Here is a 23,651-nt window from a genome sequence, read left to right on the forward strand (position 1 = left end):
TACAATGTCTACTTTGACTAACAAAAAAGTACACCTTTTGGCATCTCGCAACTGTCATTGCACTGAAGGAGGACAGAACAGCATCAATGCGGCGGACGAAAGAACTGCCGCGCAAGATCAGAAACCTGTCAGAATATCGCCTTATTGGTCTTATCTTGGCAGGTATTACTATGTGTAAAGGAGCATTTGATGTGAAAACGAAATTATTGTCATGGCTGTTGACACTGAGTCTGCTCATGACCATGCTTCCGACTGCTGCGCTGGCCGCTGCGGCTCCCGGAACAAGCAGCGGTACAGTTATATATGTATCCGAAACCGGCGATGATTCAGCTGTCGGCGACGAGAACGCACCCCTTAAAACAATTGGTGCGGCATTTACGAAGGCAGCTGACGGAGATACGATCTGCCTGCTTTCTGATATTAAACTAGTTGGAAATCTTGTTCTGACCGGTGATAAATCAGTAACGCTGGCGGGCAAAGCCGATGAAACTGCAAAGAAGATTACCTATCAAAAAGACACTTCTACTGACCTTTATATGATTGAGGTTGGTGTTGAAAACGGCACAGCTACAGCGACGAACCTCACGCTTGAAAATATGACGATTGATGCTGAGGCACAGGATATTCGCTGCATCCGTGTTTGCCCTGAAAGCCAGCTCACATTAGAAAACGGTGCAACGGTCTGCAACGGACGTGCAGTTCATCGGAGCGGTCATTCAGGAAACACAGGAACAAATGACTGGGGCGGCGGTATCGTAGTTGATAGCACTGCAAAGCTGATTATGAATGATGGCTCCGCCGTAACCGACTGTTTTGCTGAACAGGGCGGCGGCATCTATCTCAGCGGCGAGATGGAGCTGAACGGCGGTATGCTTAGCGGAAATACCGCAGTTGGTGATTACTTTGATACTGACCATACACAAAGTGCCCATGGCGGTGCAATTCTGATTCGTGCAAATCGTGCTGACTATGATGAGAGTTATGATGCTCCGGCTAAATTGACTATGACCGGCGGAAACATTCAAAACAATAAAGCGGCAAGTGACCGAAGTGCTTTTGGCGGTGCGGTTGCCATTCTTGGTACACCAAAAAATTCTGTGGATTTGACCAACGAATTTATTATGACCGGGGGTACGATTTCCGGCAATACAGCCGGATACGGTGGTGCGATCTCTGTTTATGCGGCTGATCGCTATTGGAACGGCAATGCAAGCGTCAAGATTTCCGGTAATGCGGAGATTACCCAAAATACAGGCCGTAATGGCGGTGGCGCGATTGCTCTGTGGACCAGTAAAGCAGATGATTACTCCAGCACCGTAGAAATGAGCGGCGGTACGATTTCGGACAATAAGACATTCTCTAAGGGCGGCGGTGTTTTCCTGTACGGCAAGGGAGACTCGTTCTACATGACCGACGGCAAAATTTCCGATAACGAAGCTAAACAAGGTGGCGGCATCTTCATCAATGATACAGACGCGGCTGCTTATCTGCTGGGCGGTACCATTCAGGACAATAAGGCAACTGACGGATACCCCCACTATGATGATGCTTCGGAGCGAAGCTATTACGGAAACGCAGTTTACCAGGATGGCAGCCTCTATCTTGACGGCACAAAAGCTAACATCAGCGGCGATATTCGTATCGGCTGCCGCTTTGATACAAGCGGAGGAATTTCCACCAACCGTTTTGTAACTTTGGTCGGCGCATCGGATACGATGAACGATTATGAATTGACTTCTTTTAAAAATGAATCCTTGGATGGCAGAGTAGTTGTTGCCCCCGGTGCGATTACTTATGGCACAGCAACCTATAGCGTAGCAGATGCCGAGCCGTATCTGTCGCATTTTACACACAACCATAAGGGAATTATTTCAGATACTGATTATACGGCAGAAACGGGAACTTCTTCTCAGGCGAAGAGCCTTGTTCTGTACGGAGCAATCCAAAAGTTTTCTGTTACCTACACAGACGGTATCGGCGGCACCAGCTTTGCGGATGAGGTAACCAGCGACCTGCGCCGTGGAACACCCACCCCTGCATTTACCGGCGGAACGCCGACTCGCAGCGGTTATACCTTTACCGGCTGGGAGCCGTCCGTAGCCGCAACGGTAACGGACAATGCCGTTTATACCGCACAGTGGGCAAAGAACAGTTCCTCCTCCCATCATTCGACCCGCTATACGCTGCACTATGAGTCGAACGGCGGCACGGCTTACAAGGATGAGCGCTATTCTTCCGGCACGAAGGTGACGCTCGATAAGACCCCGACCCGCGAGAGTTATACCTTTACCGGCTGGTATGCGGATAAGGAACTGACTCAAAAGATCAGCAGCATCAAGATGACCAGCGAGAAGACCGTCTATGCTGGCTGGAAGGCATCCACTGTGCCGGATATGCTGAACGGCGATGACCACTACGCCTATGTAGTCGGTTACTCCGATGGCACTGTCCGTCCGAACGCGAACATCAGCCGCGCCGAAGTTGCAACGATTTTCTTCCGCCTGCTCAAGAAGGAAGTTCGTGATGGCAACTTGACCACTGAAAATATATTTGCTGATGTAACGAATGGACAGTGGCACAACAAGGCGATTTCCACGATGGCGAAGCTCGGCATCGTCAAGGGCCGCCGTGCGGACCGCTTGGACCCTGATGCCTCGATCACTCGTGCGGAGTTTGCGGCAATCTGCGCGCGCTTCAACACCAAACCGGTTGAGAACAGCAGCAGCTTCTCCGACATTTCCGGTCACTGGGCGGAAAACGAGATCGAGAGAGCGGCGGCGTTCGGCTGGATTTCGGGCTATCCGGACGGCACGTTCCGCCCCGACGCCCGCATCACCCGCGCTGAAGCCATGACCATGATCAACCGCGTGCTCTGCCGTATGCCGCAGAGCAAAAGCGACCTGCTGGACAGCATGGTAACGTGGCCGGACAACAAGCCGTCCGACTGGCACTATCTCGCCGTGCAGGAGGCCACGAACAGCCATGACTTCAACCGTCAGGGCGAGGTCGGCGAAAGCTGGACGAAGCTGACGAGCGTCCCCGACTGGAAGCAGTATCAGTAAGGGGGAGAAATTTATGAAAAAACGAATCCTATCAGGGCTGTTAGTAGCGGCAATGCTGCTCACATCATTGCCAACAGCCGCATTTGCGGCGGATGATACGAATGCTGAAGCGCCTGACACCGGTGAAACCCAAACGATCCTACCTCAATCAGAGGAGGATGCGGAGCAGTCGACTGTCACCGCGCCAAGCTATGAAGTATCTACTACAGCTGAACTCAGCAACGCGCTAACGCAGATTGCGGTATCGGAGTCTGGTGAAGCTATGATCGTACTGAAAGCGGATGTCAATGCTCCGGCAGAAAGCAATGTTGCGTCCTTCGGCGCAAACGGCAAGCATATCACCGTTTGCAGCACGGCAGGCAATCTGTTTAAGCTTAATATGGCGAGTCGTGGTATTCTGACCGGTGACTGCACCTTTGATAATGTTGATGTGACCGGCAGCAGACTGTTCTGCAACGGTTATCGGACGATTTTCACCGAAAACGGTCAGATCCATTTGAGTGAAACGCTCTACGGCGGCGGTTACAAAAAAACGGTAGCCAGCACCTATGTTGTGATTGCGGCAACCGGTTATATCAACCCGACTTCTTCGAGTGGTTTGCACGACGTGATCGGCGGCTCCTATCAAGGCTCCGTTGAGGGAGATACCTATTTGGAAATCACGGGCGATATTCAAATGCAGAGCGGCAACCATCTGAACCCCGGCTGCATGAAGGGCGACGGCAGCAGCGGCGATGGCAGGAACGTGCCCGATGTCTATGTCGGCGGCAATGCTACGCTGATTTATGACAACAAAAATAGTACCGCTACCGCGTCTCCCTCAATTGAAGGCACATACGGCTGCGAAATGAAGGGGAATGTTACTCTGGATGTTCGTGCAGGCAGTGTAGTGGGCATTGCCGGTACGGAGGAGCCGCTGGAGAAATCCATCATTCGCGGCGATTTGCATATTATCGCAGGCAATCCTGATTATGAGAATACCGATCGGATTCTGCGGTTAGGTAGCAACTGGCCGATTGTCGGCGCAGGCAACCGCTTTGCAACCTATCCCGGTGTTGAGGGCAATTATACGGTAGGCGGCAACATTACAATCGACACCTATGAGAATGTCTGGAGCTGGGATAAGGGTGTAGACCCTACGACTGATCACGACAAGTGGTATGATATTCCTGAAATCTATGGCGCCATCCGTGGCAATGTTGGTGGTAGCATTACTATCAATGCTCATGGTTCTCATGTGGAAAATATCACCGGTGCATCGGATTCTTCGACGGTCGGCGGCGATGTGACCATCAACGCCACGAATGTTGAGCTGAAGAACTACTATTATGAGGACCCGGATTACGATGAGGGCGATATTTATGCAAATTACAGAAGTATAATCAATGGTAAATGCGCCATCAATGTGGATGGCGGCGATGTAAATATCGTTCGGTTGACCAATGGCAAAACGGTCAACGAGGATTCACAGATCACGATTACCGGCAGTCCCAAAATCCGTACTGGCGTACTTTCTACTTCTAATTATGACAAAACCCCGAAGAATGTAGCTGTTACGCTGACCGACTGTACTGCAACAATTCCGTTTATTCAATCATCTACGCATACCCGTGTGACCAACAATTCTGATGTGAAATTAAACGGCTTATGGCTCACAGGCAGTTTGACAGTTGACGAAGGCAGTATTCTCAAAACCGATGATTTAGACGATATGGAACTGTCTGGCAATGTGGTCGTAAACGGTACATGGGAACAGCTTTTTATCAACAGCTCGAGAGCAGCGGCCTATGATGTCACGATTGCAGGGACGATGGCAGTTGGGAAAAGCGGTAAATATATTGGTCACGGTTCAACTCATGTTGCTGGTGATGTGAATTCCTGTGGCATGATGGCGTTGATGAAGCCGTCTGAGTTTGGCGGGAACTATGCAGGCACAAACGCAGAGCTGCGCTTACCGGCAGTCGTGACGAATTACACAGCTGCTGATATCCCGTTGAAAATCGGCGGTCTTTCCACCGGCACCACCACGGTCAACACGATGGACCCCGCTGACTGGCAGACTCTGAAAAAGCCTGCACTTGGTGACAACTACATTCTTTCCGAGAAAAACACCGATTCTCCCGCGCAGAATGTGTTTGTACTGGGCAATGCCGATGCCGTGGAAGACGGCTGGTTCCTCAAGCGCATGGCCGATGCCGATGGCTCGAACAATTACTATATGTGGCAGGTGGCAAACGGTATCCGCGTCATCTTCGATAAGAACGGCGGCGACACCGAAGCCTCTCCGCGTATTATGTCGCAGGAGAAGGTTGCAGGCAGTGCAAACCATTTTGACCTGCCGACGACCAATCCGACCCGCAGCGGCTACATATTCACGGGCTGGAATACTAAGGCAGACGGTTCGGGCGATGCCTTTACTGCTGCGACCGATGTGACCAGCAATATTACGGTTTATGCCCAGTGGAAGGACAGCACGACTTATTCCGTAACCTACAAGGACGGCGTGGATGGCACTGTCTTTGCCGATCAGACGACCGCTGATCTGCACGTCGGCGATACAACACCGGCTTTTTCCGGTACACCGACCCGCAGCGGCTACACCTTTACCGGCTGGGAGCCGTCCGTAGCTGCAACGGTAACGGACAATGCCGTTTATACCGCACAGTGGGCAAAGAACAGTTCCTCCTCCCATCATTCGACCCGCTATACGCTGCACTATGAGTCGAACGGCGGCACAGCTTACAAGGATGAGCGCTATTCTTCCGGCACGAAGGTGACACTCGATAAGACCCCGACCCGCGAGAGCTATACCTTTACCGGCTGGTATGCGGACCAGGCACTGACGCAGAAGATCACAACCGTGACGATGAACAGCAACAAGACGGTCTACGCAGGCTGGGAGGCTACCGGCGTACCGGACAAGCTCAACGGCGATGACCACTACGCCTATGTGATTGGCTACTTGGACGGCAACGTTCGTCCGAACGCGAACGTCAGCCGCGCTGAGACCGCGACGATCTTCTTCCGACTGCTCAAATCCGACATCCGTGACGGAAATCTGATCGCCGACAACGGATTTTCCGATGTTTCGGACGGCCAGTGGCACAACAAGGCGATTTCCACGATGGCAAAGCTCGGTATCGTCAAGGGCCGCCGTGCGGACAACTTTGACCCCGATGCCTCGATCACCCGTGCGGAGTTTGCGGCAATCTGTGCGCGCTTCAACACCAAACCGGTCGAGAACAGCGGCAGCTTCTCCGACATTTCCGGTCACTGGGCGGAAAACGAGATCGAGAGAGCGGCGGCGTTCGGCTGGATTTCGGGCTATCCGGACGGCACGTTCCGCCCCGACGCCCGCATCACCCGCGCTGAAGCCATGACCATGATCAACCGCGTGCTCTGCCGTATGCCGCAGAGCAAAAGCGACCTGCTGGACAGCATGGTAACGTGGCCGGACAACAAGCCGTCCGACTGGCACTACATCGCTGTACAGGAGGCCACGAACAGCCATGACTTTGACCGTAAGGGCGAGGTCGGCGAAAGCTGGACGAAGCTGACGAGCGTCCCCGACTGGAAGCGGTATCAGTAAAAAAGTTAAAACGATATACAGGAAATTTAGTACAATAGCGTTATTCGAAAAGGACATTATGAATAAAAGAATTATTGCAAGTATTTTGACGGTTATAATGCTCATGACCATGCTTCCGACTGCTGCTTTTGCGGCAGACGGAGAGAGCACGGAGACAGGTGACTCGACCACCCCGGAAGCCGCCATTTATCTCGACCAGCAGCATGGCGCAGATGATAATGACGGACTGAGCAAAACGACTGCTGTAAAGACCATCGAAAAGGCAAACGAGCTTGCAAATGAAAAGAATATCAATGATATTTGTCTTTCGAGTTTTTATAAGGTCACAGGGACAGAAACTTGGGACCTTGGCGGAAAGACACTGCACCGCTATGGGCTCGGCGGCTATATGATCGAACTCGCCGATGCGTCTGCCTCGCTGACACTGAGTAACATTGTGATTGATGGCGCAGAGTGTACTGTGGATGCAGCACACGCTGCGGAGACCGACTCGATCATCAAGGCGGCGAACGGCGGCACTATCGTGCTGAACAGCGGTGCTATTTTACAAAACAATAAGGCGGCTCAGTTTGGTTCCGGTATTTTGGCGAATAACCGCGTCAACATAACGATGGAAGACGGCGCAATCATTCGTAACAATACAAACCGCAACTACGAATTGGGCGGCGGCATTCTGATTGGCAACAGCAGTACCTTCACCATGAACGGCGGCGAGATCAGCGGCAATACGGCGAATGGCGGAGGCGGTGTCGCGATCATCGGCTCAACGATGGTTATGAACAATGGTACGATCTCCAACAACAGCACCTACCGGACATCCGGTCAGGGCAGTTACGGTGCCGGTGTTTATGTTGCGGATTACGCCAACTCAAGTGGCGGCGATACATTGTTTACAGCTACACCGGCCTCTTTTGAAATGAATGGCGGCAAAATCACCGAAAATAAGGCACTTGACTACGGCGGCGGTGTTGTCACCTTCCCGCAGTACAGTAAGAAAATTACCATCAATATTAACAACGGCGAAATTTCCGGCAATAAGGTTACAGGTGGAAGCGGCGGCGCAGTCGCAGCGTTCTTCGGCGTAACTGAGCTGAATATCAAGGACGGCACGCTAACGGGAAATAGCGCTCGAAGCTACGGCGGCGGTGTTTTTCTGTATGACGCAACGAATGTAACGATTTCCGGCGGTACAATTTCCGAAAACAAAGCCTCGCAGGGTGGTGGCGTATACTTATGGCCAACATCCGCTGCTAAACAAACCGACGGTTCCATTGAAAACAATGTTGCAAATGCAGGCGGCGGTGTTTGTGGCGGCACCTATACCATGACAGGCGGTGTCATCAAGGATAATAACAATTCTCTGACCGAGGAAGCACGGCTTTCGACCAGAGGTGACGGTGTTTATGTAGGAACTGCCTTCAATCTGGGGGATGATGCTGAGATCAGCACGAATAACGATGTCTATCTGGTAAAGGGCAGCAGTATTCCCAAGGAAGGCCGTTATATCAATGTGATCTCCCAGTATACGGGCGCAAGCACCGCGAAACCGATTCAGATCCACAGCGAGGATCGCACGGTAGAGAATACCGAAATCGGTACGCAGCTTGTTCGTTATACGACGGACGCAGGCGGTGAAACTGCGGCGGCGACGGCCGATGCGGACGGTATTTTCGTCCCGAGCTGGAAAATGCCGGAGGGTCTGGCCATTGGACAGAGCAAGGCGGCAGGAAAGACCGACTGGATGACCTACGTACCGGCTGTTAAAATCCAGTATCAGTGGGTCAGCACGGATAACCCCACCGATGTAACACCCCCTGCGAATGATTATATTCGTACCGGCAGAGCATATACGGCGAAAGCACAGCAGAATTCCCACCAGGGATATACCTTTGATGGCTGGTACACGGATACCACATGTACAGTGCCGTATGTGAACGGTACGGTTCTGAATACGGATACGGTTCTTTACGGTCGCTGGAAGGCGGAGCACGGCAATCTGTCCGTTGCCAAGACCGTAGCCGGAAACAACGGAGATACCTCCAAGGCGTTCAACTTTACCGTGACGCTCGGCGATACCGGCATCAACGGCACATTTGGTGAAATGACTTTTGCCGATGGAGTCGCAACCTTCGTTCTGAAGCACGGTGAGAGCAAGACTGCTGTCGGTCTGCCTGCAGGAATCACCTATACCGTAACCGAGGCGGAGGCAGATAAGGACGGCTACACCACAACGTCTGTCAACGCCAGCGGCAGTATCATCAAGGATGACACCGCAGCGGCGGCCTTTACCAACACCCGAAACAGCTCCTCCTCCCATCATTCGACCCGCTATACGCTGCACTATGAGTCGAACGGCGGCACGGCTTACAAGGATGAGCGCTATTCTTCCGGCACGAAGGTGACGCTCGATAAGACCCCGACCCGCGAGAGTTACACCTTCACCGGCTGGTACGCCGATAAGGCGCTGACGCAGAAGATCACAAGCGTGACGATGAACGGCGACAAGACAGTCTACGCAGGCTGGGAGGCGACCGGCGTGCCGGACAAGCTCAACGGCGATGACCATTTCGCCTATGTCATCGGCTATCCGGACGGCAAGGTACACCCGAAGGGCAATATCAGCCGCGCGGAAACGGCGACAATCTTCTTCAGACTGCTCAAAGCGGACATTCGCGACGGAAATCTGACCGCTGACAACGATTTTTCCGATGTTTCGGACGGCCAGTGGCACAACAAGGCGATTTCCACGATGGCAAAACTCGGCATCGTCAAGGGCCGCCGTGCGGACCGCTTTGACCCCGATGCCTCGATCACCCGTGCGGAGTTTGCGGCGATCTGTGCGCGCTTCAACACCAAACCCGTCGAGAACAGCGGCAGCTTCTCCGACATTTCCGGTCACTGGGCGGAAAACGAGATCGAGAGAGCGGCTGCGTTCGGCTGGATTTCGGGCTATCCGGACGGCACATTCCGCCCCGACGCCCGCATCACCCGCGCTGAGGCTATGACGATGATCAACCGCGTGCTCTGCCGTATGCCGCAGAGCGAAAGCGACCTGCTGGACAGCATGGTAACGTGGCCGGACAACAAGCTGTCCGACTGGCACTATCTCGCCGTGCAGGAGGCCACAAACAGCCATGACTTCAACCGTCAGGGCGAGGTCGGTGAAAGCTGGACGAAGCTGACGAGCGTACCTGACTGGAAGCAGTATCAGTAATACAACAAGGAATTTTCGGAGCAGTGGCTCTCAAAGAATGACAACATCCCCTCTGCTACTCCAAGACGGCAAATATCTATACATTCACTATGCTTGCGGCATAGTGAGAGTAGAGTTGTTTTTCCCCGTTCAAGACACAGCCAGAGTTAAGGATGTTGCGAACGATTCCTATTTTTCACGGAAAGCTGGGGCATTTGCCCCAGCCTTCTCCAAGCGCTTGACCACTGGTGGAGCGCTTGGAGAAGGTTCTCAGAATGATACCATATATTCCGCGCAAAGAAAGATTTACTGATTGATACAGAGATAGACAAAGGAAATTGCAGATATGGATATTCACAAAAATTTGAATCAGACCACAGAACTGGATAGCGCACGGAACGATCTGTCAGTGGAAAAGAAGCTGCTTGACTGTATTGAAAACCTTGTCATGAACGATGACTTCACAGCAGCGGTCAACTCTGGGCTGACGACTATCCTCGAATATTACGATGCGGATCGTACCTACATATTTGAATTTCAATGGAAGGAAAATCTTACTCGGAATACCTACGAAATTTGCAGAGATGGTATCTCTCCGCAGATTGAGAATCTGCAGACAGTGCCCGTTGATGTAGTAGCACGATGGGTGGATAGTTTTGAGGACCAGGAACAGAATACCATCATCTTTATCGGAGATGTTGATGCACTCAAGGATGATCCTACCCACCGCCTTGAGTATGATTGCCTGCATCCGCAGGGGATCAAGAGTCTTATTGCCGTTCCCATTTTTATAAATGGCAAACTGCACGGCTTTCTTGGAATCGATAATCCCCGTAGCCACATGGATGCGCTGACGTTGTTAACGCAGCTTACTTATATCATTGCAAACGAGCTGCAAAAGCGCCTGCTTACAGAAGCACTGACGAAAAAAAGCTATCAGGACCCGCTGACCGGTCTAAACAACCGCTTGGCCTATGACGAGATGTTGGATCATTTGCGCGGAAAGGAGTTTCCGGTAGGCGTAGGATTTTTGGACATCAATGGGATGAAATGGATCAACGATACGCTCGGTCATGACATGGGCAACAAAGTGATCCAAAAGATTTGCACTATTCTCAACGAGCACATCGAACAGCAGTATATCTACCGCATCAGCGGCGATGAGTTCGTTATGATCTGGCCAGATGTTGATTATAAGGTTTTTATGAGCGCCGCAAAAAAACTGGAGGCGGCGCTGTTTGACGAGAAAAACATTGCATCGTTTGGTTTTGTATGGGGAAAAGAAGAAGATACGGGTATTGCCGTTCGCAAGGCAGAGAAAGCAATGCAGACAGCAAAGAATAAGTTCTACGCCGCAAATGCCGAATTAAAAGATAGTCGCCCCGGCTATCTGGACGCACTATTGCAGGAGTTTCGGGACAGCACCTTTATCCCATATTTGCAGCCGCTTTACAGTATCCAGTATAACCGTGTTTACGGTGCAGAAGTTCTCGTCCGTAAAATCGATCCGCATGGTAATATCCAGGCACCCGTGGAATTCATTGACGTTATGGAGCGTGAGCACATGATCTCTATGGTGGACTTCACAATGCTGCGGCAAGCCTGCGAACTGATCCAGAAATGGAAACCGGTATGGCCGGATATTGTGCTCAATGTAAACTTTTCACGCAACACACTGATGGAGCCAGACTTTCTGGAGCGGATCGATCAAATTCTTTCCGAGACCGGTGCTGACCCGGCGCAGCTTATCTTTGAGATCACGGAATCTTCGCAAAACATTCAGCTGGAATCCCTGTACAGTCTGTTGGATGAAGTGAAACAACGAGGTATTTCGCTGGCAATTGATGACCTTGGCACCGAGGCTTCCTGCCTTGAAATGCTTTATCTGCCGCAGATCAGCGTTGCAAAAATTGATAAAGGTTTGATCGACAAGGCTGAACACATCGACCGTGAACAGCTTGTCATCAAACATGTTGTCGACCTGTGCCACGATTTGAATATGCGCTGTGTGGCAGAGGGTATCGAAACAGACAGCCAGATCGAATTACTGAAAAAACTCGGATGTGATAAGCTGCAAGGCTATAAGATTGGTAAACCCATGCTGCCGGAAGACTTCCTTCGCCAGTTTGGAAATAATCGATAAAATAACAACAGCGACATTAAGCATGCTATCGAAGGATAGCAATTCAAATAATACACGAAAACAGGAAAACGGATTATATTGCTGCATATTCTTACTTTGTCAGTGTCGGCGGCAATGATTTCTTTCAATATTGCTTAAGCTGTTCTGGCGCATTGAGTGTCTCTCTGAGCAAAAAATCCACATCGCACGCTTTTCTTTGTGGGGATGTTTGACGGTTACGAACAAAAACAGGCTGCTTTTTAGCAGCCTGTTTTCGTGTTACGGGAAGTTATGCGTTTTCATCATAGACTTCGATATCACAGTATTGGTGAGCGATCAAACCGCAGATCTATCCCTCTTTTACTAAAACCCCGCACCACATCTAACAATTTCGGCATTTTCCCTTTGTCGTGATACCGAATATATACCAAAGTGGCTTTGAAAATTTTTAGATAGCTTCGAGAAGCGTTACCGCCGTAGTTTCTACGGATTCCAACACATGAATATAGGTGTTATAAGTAACAGATACATTCGCGTGTCCGAGCCACTTGCTTACTACGGTAATCGGGACACCGGCGTTAAGTGTCTGTGTTGCAAAGGTGTGACGAAGCTGGTGAAGCGTGAACGGCTTGCTGATTTCAGCATATTTCAGCACACGATGGAGTACACGCTGCAACTGGTCGTTAGACAGCATATTGCCATTGAGCGACGCTACCACATTCGGACTGCAAATTCCTTTCTTGCGGTAGATGGTGTGCAGGTTTTTCAAAGCGGCAATCGCCTTTGTGTTCAGCGGAACAATGCGGTTGCCGCTTGTCGTTTTCGTGCCCTTGATTTTCGCCTTTTTGTGATTCTTCCGTTCACCGTTTCGGTCGCGGTCGCAGACCATAGACAGGTTCTTGTTCACTGTAACCGTTTTACTGCAAAAGTCAATGTCAGACCATTTCAAAGCCTGCAACTCACCGCAGCGCAAACCGGTATGCACGAGGAACACAATCAGATTCGCGTGCGTAATCAACGGCAGACCGTTCTTTCGCTTCATTACTGCTACCTGCTCCAACGCCCGCACTTCCTCGCTTTCCAGCGCGATGATTTCGCGTTCCGGTTTGAACAGCGTCTTTTTCGGCATCTTCACATTGCGCATGGGATTCTTCGCAATATCGCCCTCGGAATGAGCATACTGAAACAGTTCCGACAAAAGGAAATTGATCTTCTTCACTACACTGTACGAAAGCGTTTTGCTTTTCGCAACCAGCAGATTCTGAATCTCCTCACTGCGGATAGACGCAATCTGAATATCGCCCAATACAGGCTTGATATGATGCAAATAAATGCTTTCGTAACGGTCAAAACTGCTGTTTTCGACAGAGTGCTGCTTGAACGTGTAAAACCAGTTATCTGCATAATCACGAAAAAACACTTTCTTGCACGCAGTCAGACCGCGTGCCGTCTGCTTTTTCCAATCCCGCAGCTTGCGGCGAACCTCAGCTTCGGTCGAACCATAAAGGTACTGCGGTTTCGCCATGGCTTCATCGCGGTATTTTGCTACCCAGCGGCCATCTTTGTGCTGATAAATACTGCCCTCCCCGTAATGACGATTCGTTTTCGTTACTTTTTCTGTTGTATTGCTCATTTTCGCTCCTGACCCGGTGCGGCAGCTACAACAGCTAACATTGTTATTATACGCCATACTCTGCATGGTTCGCAACGTCTGGTTAATAGAAGATTTCACGTCCGCGATTGGCCGCGAACCAGCGGTCAAGTTCTGCTCGAATGGTGATGTAATCACGTCCAACTTTGGTGACGGGCAGAACACCGGCCCGCAGTAAGGCGTTGAGTTTTGACCGGCCGAACGGAAACAGTTCCAGCAGATCATTCTGTGATAAAATTTCGTAATCAAATGACATGTAAAACCTCCATGAAGTGCGAAACCGGAAGAATACACGCAAAGAAGCGGTATTCTTCCGGTTTTATAATGATTTATACTGTTACTGTCAGTCTATTCGGCCTCACCCCCGACTGCGGGAAGCACCAAGCGATCGGCGGCGTACCGATTCCACAGGAATTTCACCTATCCGTTGTCCGACCTCATTGCCTGCGACGTTTTCACGCTCGGACGGTGACTGGTCGGGAGTATCATTATCTTCCGCGCGGGTCATTGCCATGATAGGAGCCACCCACAGTTCACAGCTTTCCGCTGCAGCTCTCCGCGCCGAATTTGTACCTGATGCCTGAGTATGCGGTTGTCAAAGGACATTGGAAATATTTCCTCTTTTACTATAACGCCGAAATGTGGTCAATGGAATAGCCCCTGAAAAATATTTTTAATCATGCACAAGATTCAACTTCAGTTTTTGTGCGATATGCTAATATCTTATCAAAACGCCGGTAAAAACCGCTTTTGAGGTGAGGGGAGAGGAACGAAATCCGCGCCGCCCGCGTCTTTCCTCTCCCCCTGCTGCGGTTGATGGATAACTCCCTTGCGGCAGTTACCCACAGCCGCAGCACCCCCTCACCATTCTCGCGGCGGCGAGCGCAGAGAAAAAAACTTTGAAGTCTATAACAATAGACCCTCTCCGACGTAAGCAGTACACAATTTTAAACAAGTACTTGTTTAAGTATAAAAATATTTTTGTCGAAATTGACAAAGTAATAATTGACAAACACCCAGTAACTTAGTATAATTTGAATAGCAAAATAACCCAAACTCTTAGGAGAATGGCAGAAATGGCAAAACAGAGGAAACTCTGCGGCGCAAAGCTATAGGATCTAAACGATTGTCCAGCAATCGCATGACAGCCAGTTACCTAAACCAGTCCCCGCATTACGGGCGCAGTACTGTGTGGACTACTATCCATGCGGTACTGCGCCCTTTTTTAACTGTTTGGGCGCAAAAGAAAGGGAGCGATCGAAAAATGAAACGCACACGAATCAGCGTATTGCTTGTAATAGCCTTGCTGTTGCAGCTATACGCACCACTCACGGCAGGCGCAGTAGACTTTACGCCAAACCCACAGACGGAATATGCCAAACGATTTATTGCCGCCTGTGATGGACAGACATGGTTCATCAATGAGATTGAGCGTTTGCTGAACGCCCAGCAGCGCACACTGGATACCATCACCGGAGCGGAAGACCTTGTGGAAATCAAGAGCATTGGTCTAAAAGGTCAGAACATCACCGGACATATACCGGCTGCAATCGGGGAACTTAGTGAATTGCGGTATCTGTTCCTCTCGGATAATCATTTGAGCGGAGATATTCCGTCTGCGCTCTATACGCTCCCGAAACTGCAAAATGTAGACTTGGGCGGCAATGATTATGCAGGTGCGATTCCTTCCGAGTTTGGTACAATGCCCGCATTGAAAACGCTGGTTCTCAAAGATAACCAGTACACTGGTACGATACCGGACACGATTTTGAGCAATACCCAGATTGAGGTGCTGAACCTCATGGGAAATCAGTTGACCGGCGGTTTTCCTGCGGCAGTTGCCGGTATGAGCAGTCTGAAATACTTGAACCTTTCGGAAAATGCTATCGGCGGTACGATTCCCGACCTGTCCGCGCTAACTAATCTTATCTCGCTTTCGGCGTGGCAGTGCGGATTGACCGGCACGATTCCCGAAACACTGTACACGCTTTCCGGTTTGCAGATTTTAGACCTGTCCGAAAACAAGCTGGAAGGCGAAATCTCTGCCGGTATTGCTAATCTGGCAGACCTGCAATATCTCGCGCTGGACACGAATCCTCTGCGCGGTGTATTACCGGACGCATTTACGCATACCGCGTTGACCGAGATTCATTTGGAAAACACTTATCTGCGCGGTTTTGTTCCTGCTACGCTCAAAGCACGGCATGACGCAGGTGCAAAGGTGTATCTGAACAATAACTACATGACCGGCGCTGTCTTGAAGGATATGCCGAACAACACCGGAAACTTTACCGATGGTGCGGCAAGCGAACAGCACCAGCTTACCGGCACTCGTTCCACGGTTACGGTCAGCAAGGACGGCACGGTAAATCTGTATGCGCTGCTGCTGAACAAGTCGCTGACTACCGGCAGCACGGCAAAGGTGCTGCTTAGACCGGACGAGTATGTTGTGACCTTTGATGATACCAAGGTGCAGGTTACTGCGGATAGCAGCGGTATCTATGTGAAGGCTTTGACGGATATTCCGCTGAATACGAATTTCAGTATCACAATCCAAATCAAGGACAACACCGGCTCTGAATATTCCAAGGTAAAGCTGACCCTCACTACCGATGTTACCAGCGGTGGCGGCGGCGGTATCGGCGGCGGTGGCGGCGGCACACCTGCAACGCCCAAGGTAGAACACAAGCTGTATATCAACGGCTTTACCGATGGTATGTTCCATGCCGAACGCAATATCACCCGCGAACAGACCGCGAAAATGCTGATTGACGCGCTGGAAAAGGAAACTGCCGAACCGGAGCAATCCTCGTATACCGATGTTGCCAATAACCGCTGGTCGTATCGCTGGGTTGAAGCAGCGTCCAAGGAAGGCTACATGGTAGGCTATAACGGCGGCGTGTTCAAACCGGAATCTGCAATCACTCGTGCCGAGATGGCAACGGCCTTGTCGCGTATCGCAGCAAAGGAAGGCTTGATTATGACCAGCAGTACCAAGACCTTCTCTGATGTGGCAGACGGCAAATGGTACAGCAGCTATATTCGTCAAGCGGTGCAGTACGGCTTAATCAGCGGCTATACGGACGGCACCTTCCGACCGGAGCAGTACATCACCCGCGCTGAAACCGTAACGATGATAAACCGTATGCTCGGCAGAAACTATGAAACGGCAACCGAACTGCACAGCATGGCTTGTCCGTTCCCCGATGTCAGCCAGAGCAACTGGGCGTATGGCAACATCATGGAAGCCGCTATCACGCACAAGCACTGATAGAAAGAATTAGAAACGGAAGAACTCCTGAATAGTTGGAGGTAAACTTATGAAGAAAGCATTAGTCCGCAGAGTAGTTTCTCTGTTCCTGTGCTTTTGCATGGTGATTGGATTCGTGCCAATCATCGACGCACAGGCAGCAGAAATCAAAGGCGGCACATTCGACCCGCATACCGGTTATCTGGAACTGGAATTTGGGTATCAGCTTACACAGTATGTGAATATCAATGTCTATGTCCGCAGTCCTTCGGACGATGGATTGAAGAAAGAATTTGTCGGCTCGATTGTAGAGAATTACCTGCTCTCCGGTGCAAACGATGTTAAAGCATGGCTTCCCGAAGATTCACCGGACACTATGGTATCGCCCTACACACCGGCAACCAAAACGGACGGCGGTTTGGTAAAACTGTCCGAGGACGGCATTTATCAAGCAGACAAGAACTTTGCCGGTGAAGATATTGAGCCGGTAGCCATGATGAAGCACACGCTTATATGGGACGGCTCTCTCAATGGTATTCCGATTATCGGTCCGAACCTCGATGAAGATGTGTTTTATCTGACCGTAGAAATTGAACCGCTCGGCAGACCGGATAAGAATGTTGAGTGTACCGACAGTGATGATAGCCACACGCACGGTCAGAACTATACTTGGCCGCAGAAGCAGGAGAACGGCAAGAAAAAGTTTGCTGTCAGTACCGAACTGCTGGTAGACTACCGTGATTATGTTGTCGGTGAAGATGGCACGGCGGCGTTCCTCATGCTGAAAGGCAGTTTGTCCGATGAAGTACGCAAGAAACTGTACGAGCAGTTTGTCAGCGGCAGTCTGGCGTGCAATGAATTGACCGGTTTCCCCGAACTGGAAGGCTTGGTGCTGGACTACCAGAACCTTGACCCTGTAAACATGGTAACAGGTGCGTACAACTTCATGTACGAGGACTTGAAGCTGGAAGGCATTATCCCGCTGACCTTCCTTCGTGTTTACAACTCGCGCTACAACAAGGGTGCGCTGGGTACTGGCTTTACGCACAGTTACGATTATTCGCTCATCAATGACCGTGGTATTATCCGTGTGACAATGCCCGGCGGTGAGGAGCAAATCTTCCTTACGCTCCGTGGCGGCGGCTATGATTCTCTGGCAGACAGCGGCTTTGTTCTGGAAAATGAAGCAGACGGCAGCTACCGCATGACGCACGAGGACGGCGCAGCGTTCATTTTCTCGAATGATGGCAAGAGCGGCAAGCTGCAAACCGTCTATAATCCCGATGGTACGCCGGTAGCACAGCTTACCTACAACGGCGATGAACTGACCGGAATTGACGGCATTGCAGGCAGCTATACGCTGGCATGGTCGAACGGACATATTTCGTCCGTGACCGATAACGCAGGCCGCACCGTATCGTATGAGCATGACGGCGATTTTCTGACCGGCGTTACCAATGCAGACGGTGATACGCTGCATTATACCTACGATGGCAACGGCTATCTGAACAGTGCTACCGACTTTGAAGGCGAAGTCTATATTGAGAACGAGTATGACGGCATAGGCCGTGTGGTAAAGCAGACCTTTATCAATGCGGACATTCCCACTGTTTCTACCGTTTCCTATGACGATGACGCGCGTGTTACGACCTGTGTAGACGCAAACGGTCTGGAAACACGCTACTACTACGATAATCACCGTAACATCCAGAAAATCGGAACAGTTATCGACGGCACGGAGTACACCACCAACAACACCTATGACGGCGATTATCGCGCCAACTCTGCAAGCGACCGTCTGAATGGTGCAACCGCATACGAGTACGACAGCAGCGGCAATGTGACGAAGGTTCGCTATGCGGATAATACCACTATGACGCTGACTTATACGGCGGGCGGCGATATTGCGTCCATCACGGACGCGCTCGGCAATACGGAAACCTATACCTACTCCGGACACAGCTTGACCGAGTTCCGCGACAAGAACGGACATACCACTTCGTACACCTATAATGCACTCGGTCTGCCGATTACGGTTACGGACGCACTCGGCAATCAGACCACCTATGCGTATGACGATAAGGGACGGCAGCTTTCTGTCACCGACGCTGAGGGCGGTGTTACCAGCTTTGAATACGATGCCGTAGGCCGCATCGTTGCAGAGCATACCAAGGTGAGTGATACGGCTACCGCAACGACCAAGCATACCTACTCCAAGGCGGGCAAGCTGCTGAAAACCGTAGACGCGCTGGGCGGCGAAACCTCGTATGAGTACAATGCCAACGGCTTTACCACCTCGACCAAGGACGCGCTCTGCGGCACGGTAACGACCGAATACGGCACGAACGGCGAACCGCTCAAACGCACGGACGCGAACGGCAATGAAACCACCTATGAATATGACAAGGATACCGCACAGCTTGTATCGGTAACAGACGCAGAGGGCAACGAAACCCGCTACACCTACAACGATCGCGGCCTGCTTATCCAGACTACGGACGCGGAAGGCAATGCGACTACCTATGAATATGACGCGCTCGACCGTGTAGCAAAGACGATTGACGCGCTGGACGGCGAAACGATCTATGCGTATGACAGCATGGGACGCACGGTTTCGGAAACCGACGCAGAAGGCAACAAGAAAACCTACACCTATGACGCGCTCGGACGAACCAAGACTGAAACCGACGGTGCAGGCAACAAGACAACCTATACCTATGACCCTGTTGGCAATCTGCTTGTCACAACGGACGCAAACGGCAATGAAACCAAGACCGAGTACAACGCCATCAATGCAGCGGTAAAGCAGATTGACGGCGAAGGCAACGAAACCACCTACACTTACGACAAGGTAGGACGGCTGCTGACCGAAACGGACGCACTCGGCGGCGTTACCGCGTACACCTACGACCTTGCGGGCAATCAGCTTAGTGTTACCGACCCCGAAGGCAATGTGACAAAGTATATCTATGACCTGCTGGGACGCGCCGTAGAGCAGATTAACGCAGACGGCAGCAAGACCCGCACGGTGTATGACGCGCTGGGACGCACGACAGAAAGCTATGACGAACTCGGCGGTAAGACTGCTACCACCTATGATGCGAACGGCAACCAACTCACCGTCACTGACCCGAAAGGCAACAAAACTTCGTATCAGTACAACCGCAAAGACCAGATTACTGTTATCACCTATGCGGACGGCGGCGAAACCCACTATACCTACAATGCGCTCGGAAATGTCAGCGAAGTAACCGACCAGAACGGCAATGCAACCAAGTACACCTATGACGCACTCGGCAGAACGCATACCGAAACCAACGCAGTAGGTGTTGTGACCGAATACGGCTACGACAAGGTAGGCAACACGGTTTCTGTCACCAAGGACGGAACAGTAATCGCAAAGAGCGAGTACGACGGTGCGTATCGTGTGATAAAAACGATTGACGGACTGGGTAATGCGGGAACAAAGCAATATGACGGCGTAGGCAATGTACTGGTTTCCACTGACCGTGAAGGCAATGCAACACAGTACACCTACGACAAAAACTATAACCTGCTCAAGACCACAGACGCAGAAGGCGGCGTGTCCTCGTCTGCTTATGACGCGCTGGGTCGTGTCGTTTCTGCAACCGATGAAAACGGCAATGCAACGACCTACACCTACGATAAGAACGGCAATGTACTGACCGAAACCGACGCGCTTTCCGGTGTTGTTACCAACACCTACGACACACGCGGCAGAGTAGCAGCAACTACGGACAAGCTGGGTGCAACGACTACCTACACCTATGATGCAGCCGGTAATCTCCGCAAGGAAACCGACGCGAATAATGCGTATGCCGTTTATCAGTATGATGCGAACAACAATCTCATTCAGTACACCAACCGCAACAACGAATGGGTGAAGTATGCGTATGACTGCATGAATCGGCAGGTCAAGGAAACCAACCAGCTTAACCATGCAACCGAGTACGAATACGACCTTGCAGGCAACCAGACGGCGGTGATCGACGGCAACAAGAACAAGACCATATACACCTATGACGGCTTGAATCGTCTTGTTTCCAAGACCAACGCCGAAGGCGGTATGTTCGAGTACCGGTATGATTCGTTTGGCAACACCGCAGGCACGACGATGTACGGCGGCGGTGACGAGAAGGCCGCGACCACTTATGCCTATGATGCAGCGGGCAATCTGCTGACCGAAACCTCTCCGCTGGGCAGCGTGACTACCTACACGCATGACAAGGAAGGCAATGTGCTGACGCAGGTTGACGAAAACGGCAAGCAGACCGCGTACACCTACGACAAGTTGTATCGCATGGTTTCCCGCAAGGACGCGGATGGTACTGCGACCTTTGCCTATGACAAGGCGGGCAACATGACCTCGGCCAAGGATGGAAACGGCACGGTAGCATTTGCGTTCGACGCGCTTTCCCGCACCACCGCTGTCACAAATGAGGACGGCACGACCACGGCGTACACCTACGACGCGGCAAGCAACCGTCTGTCCATCACCTACCCCGACGGCAAGGCTGTTACGACCGCGTATGATAGTCTCGGCAATGTGAAGTCCCAGACCGACCATGACGGCACAGGCATTACCTACACGCGCGACGCGGAAGGACGCACAATCAAGGAAGGCCACAGCGACGGCAGCACGACCGAGTATGATTATAACGCCGCCGGTCTGCTGACGCTGCAAAAGGAAGTCACCAAGAGCAACAGCACACGCCGTCAGACTGCGTATACCTACGATGATGCGGGCAATATCGTAAGTGAAAACCGTTCCGGTGTAGACATTGACAAGAAGGACGAGTTGGTACGCTACTACTACGATAAGGCCAATCAGCTTATCCGCACCAATATCGAGGGCAAGAATACGAAGTATTCCTACGACCTCGCGGGCAATCTGCTTTCCGATGGTACGAACACTTACACCTACGATCTGCAAAACCGTCTGGTTAGCAAGACCGGCAAGGACGGTACGACCACTTATACCTATGACGCGGCGGGCAATCTGATTAAGAAGGCTGCACCGGACGGCGCGACCGAATATACCTACACGGCACAGAACAAGCTGAAAACCGGCAAGACCGAGGACGGCCAGAGCAGCACCTACACTTACAATGCGCTCAATGCACGCATTAAAAATGTACAAGTGCGTGACAACAAGAATGCCGGCCATGCAAACTCCGACTTGAAGGACGGCTCGCATGGCACCGATTATCTGGACTTCTTGATGGACGGACGCTTTTTCTGGCAGCGCACATGGGAAACCGAGGTAGGCACGACCTTCCAGAGCAACTTTGAAACCGTAACAAAGAACTATGTTGTAGACTATCTTTCTGCGGCTAACCGTGATATACTGGTAACAGAGGACGGCAGCTTTACACAGCGCTATGTGTACGATGAGAACAGCACCCGAATCTCCGCAGAGTATGGCTATGCAGTCGGCACGAAGCGCGGCGAAGGCGGCGAAAACCTGCAAAGTGACTTTGCTGCAAACGATGTACGCAAGGTGTGGTATCGCACCAGCCACCTTGGCAGTACGCTGTTTGCCGTAGACGAAAACGGCAAGGTAATCTCGCACACGATCTATGACCCGTGGGGCAATCCGCTGACCGAAACTTACACAGATACGAATTTCAGCGGTATTGATAACTCTAACAATTACACCGGCTACACTTGGGACGAAGTGCTTGACCTGTATTTCGCGCAGAATCGTTTCTACGACCCTGCCGACCACAGGTTCACGCAGGAAGACCCCATCAAGGACGGCGAGAATTGGTATGCGTATTGCGGGAATAATCCTATCAATGGTGTCGATCCTTTCGGAACTTCTATTTGGTCTGACGCCAGTGCGCAAATTAAAAAATGGGGAACATCTGCAAAGAACTGGACAACCGAGCAATTAAATAAAGCAAAAACATGGATTAAAGAGCGAGTACAGTCTATAATAGCAACTGTTAAAAGTTATACAATGCATTTTACAGACTCTACTCGAAGACAAGATGTAGTCCGTGGCATGGTTGCGTCTGCTTTTATCAATATGGCTGGAAAGCAAACTGATTTGTTAAAAGCTCTGGTGAATACTCGCCGAATATCCATTGCTCTACCTACACAACAGGAATTAAAATCAAATCTTACCAATAGTAGTAAAATCAATTCGTATTTTCTTAATCGGTCTAAATTCAAAGATTCTTACTACTTAGGAAGAATGATAGGCGATGGCATTGTTGCTGCCGCAGGAATTGGTCTAAGTGCAAAGTCTATTTTTGAAATGTTTGTTGGTGGAGGTATGGCAGGTATTGGTACTGCCACAGCACCTACAGGAATTGGTGTTGCAATTATGGGTGTTGGCGCTGCATTAACAGCTGATGGCGTCATTACCGCAGGTGCGGGAATATCTATTGCTGTTGCAGCAGCAGATAGCTTTGGTGGCGATTCCTATAATTTCAGCTATTATCACAAATTAGATTGTGAGAAGCTAACGAAAAAATGGAATGAAATCTTGTCGAAGTGCACCAAAAGAAACGAAACCAAGGGCAACCACATCATGTATGAAAGAAATAATTCTAAAGGTTTCTCTACGGCTAAAAAAGACTTTGATTCTTTGAATTTGTCACACATTAAGACAAGTATCAATAGCAAGGGTAAAACAACCTATATTGGCACTGGTGCTAATGGAACCACATACAACCTTCATTGGAGTAGCACGGAAAGTCGTTGGTGTTTGCAACAGGGAAAAATTAAAATAAGGTATTAAGAATCACGGAATATG

Annotated in this window: 8 protein-coding genes and 1 riboswitch; of the genes, 6 read left to right on the forward strand and 2 right to left on the reverse strand. The window is 50.8% G+C overall.

Annotated features, from left to right (window positions below; translation table 11 throughout):
• The first annotated feature begins 191 nt into the window (after window positions 1–191).
• From DW088_RS08200 to DW088_RS08215, 4 genes are all read left to right on the forward strand, one after another.
• Complete coding sequence (locus DW088_RS08200) at window positions 192–3,062, forward strand: S-layer homology domain-containing protein (RefSeq protein ID WP_158574640.1); 2,871 nt, start codon at window positions 192–194, stop codon at window positions 3,060–3,062.
• A 13-nt stretch (window positions 3,063–3,075) separates the two neighbouring features.
• Window positions 3,076–6,651 carry an S-layer homology domain-containing protein gene (locus tag DW088_RS08205; protein ID WP_118360354.1) on the forward strand — a complete coding sequence of 1,192 codons (3,576 nt, stop codon included), beginning with the start codon at window positions 3,076–3,078 and terminating at the stop codon, window positions 6,649–6,651.
• A 58-nt stretch (window positions 6,652–6,709) separates the two neighbouring features.
• Complete coding sequence (locus DW088_RS08210; protein WP_118360355.1) at window positions 6,710–9,865, forward strand: S-layer homology domain-containing protein; 3,156 nt, start codon at window positions 6,710–6,712, stop codon at window positions 9,863–9,865.
• 325 nt (window positions 9,866–10,190) lie between these two features.
• Window positions 10,191–11,987: a sensor domain-containing diguanylate cyclase gene (locus DW088_RS08215; RefSeq protein ID WP_110436375.1), complete on the forward strand. Its 1,797-nt coding sequence runs from the start codon at window positions 10,191–10,193 to the stop codon at window positions 11,985–11,987.
• Window positions 11,988–12,414: 427 nt separating this feature from the next.
• On the opposite strand, the gene DW088_RS08220 is transcribed toward DW088_RS08215, so the two are convergent.
• A complete protein-coding gene (locus tag DW088_RS08220; RefSeq protein WP_118285582.1) occupies window positions 12,415–13,599 on the reverse strand; it encodes a tyrosine-type recombinase/integrase in 1,185 nt (394 codons plus the stop codon).
• An 82-nt stretch (window positions 13,600–13,681) separates the two neighbouring features.
• Window positions 13,682–13,873 (reverse strand): helix-turn-helix domain-containing protein, encoded by a 192-nt coding sequence (locus DW088_RS15860; protein ID WP_158574641.1) that lies wholly within the window; start codon window positions 13,871–13,873, stop codon window positions 13,682–13,684.
• 812 nt (window positions 13,874–14,685) lie between these two features.
• Window positions 14,686–14,777: riboswitch (cyclic di-GMP riboswitch) on the forward strand.
• A 104-nt stretch (window positions 14,778–14,881) separates the two neighbouring features.
• Between DW088_RS15860 and DW088_RS08225 the strand changes: the two genes are divergently transcribed.
• Both DW088_RS08225 and DW088_RS08230 read left to right on the forward strand, forming a co-directional pair.
• Window positions 14,882–16,888, forward strand: a complete 2,007-nt coding sequence (locus DW088_RS08225) for an S-layer homology domain-containing protein (RefSeq protein ID WP_118286302.1) — start codon at window positions 14,882–14,884, stop codon at window positions 16,886–16,888.
• Window positions 16,889–16,937: 49 nt separating this feature from the next.
• Window positions 16,938–23,636, forward strand: coding sequence for an RHS repeat-associated core domain-containing protein (locus DW088_RS08230; RefSeq protein ID WP_118360357.1), 6,699 nt, complete (start codon window positions 16,938–16,940; stop codon window positions 23,634–23,636).
• The last annotated feature ends 15 nt before the right edge of the window (window positions 23,637–23,651 follow it).

Origin of the sequence: Butyricicoccus sp. AM05-1, from assembly GCF_003474415.1 — a bacterium.
In the GTDB taxonomy this organism is placed as follows: Bacteria; Bacillota; Clostridia; order Oscillospirales; family Butyricicoccaceae; genus Agathobaculum; species Agathobaculum butyriciproducens.

What these genes read in the sequence shown, in the direction of transcription:
- DW088_RS15860 (WP_158574641.1), bottom strand. Translation starts at nt 13,873, where the DNA reads ATGTCATTTGATTACGAAATTTTATCACAGAATGATCTGCTGGAACTG.
- DW088_RS08225 (WP_118286302.1), top strand. Translation starts at nt 14,882, where the DNA reads ATGAAACGCACACGAATCAGCGTATTGCTTGTAATAGCCTTGCTGTTG.
- DW088_RS08215 (WP_110436375.1), top strand. Translation starts at nt 10,191, where the DNA reads ATGGATATTCACAAAAATTTGAATCAGACCACAGAACTGGATAGCGCA.
- DW088_RS08205 (WP_118360354.1), top strand. Translation starts at nt 3,076, where the DNA reads ATGAAAAAACGAATCCTATCAGGGCTGTTAGTAGCGGCAATGCTGCTC.
- DW088_RS08220 (WP_118285582.1), bottom strand. Translation starts at nt 13,599, where the DNA reads ATGAGCAATACAACAGAAAAAGTAACGAAAACGAATCGTCATTACGGG.
- DW088_RS08210 (WP_118360355.1), top strand. Translation starts at nt 6,710, where the DNA reads ATGAATAAAAGAATTATTGCAAGTATTTTGACGGTTATAATGCTCATG.
- DW088_RS08230 (WP_118360357.1), top strand. Translation starts at nt 16,938, where the DNA reads ATGAAGAAAGCATTAGTCCGCAGAGTAGTTTCTCTGTTCCTGTGCTTT.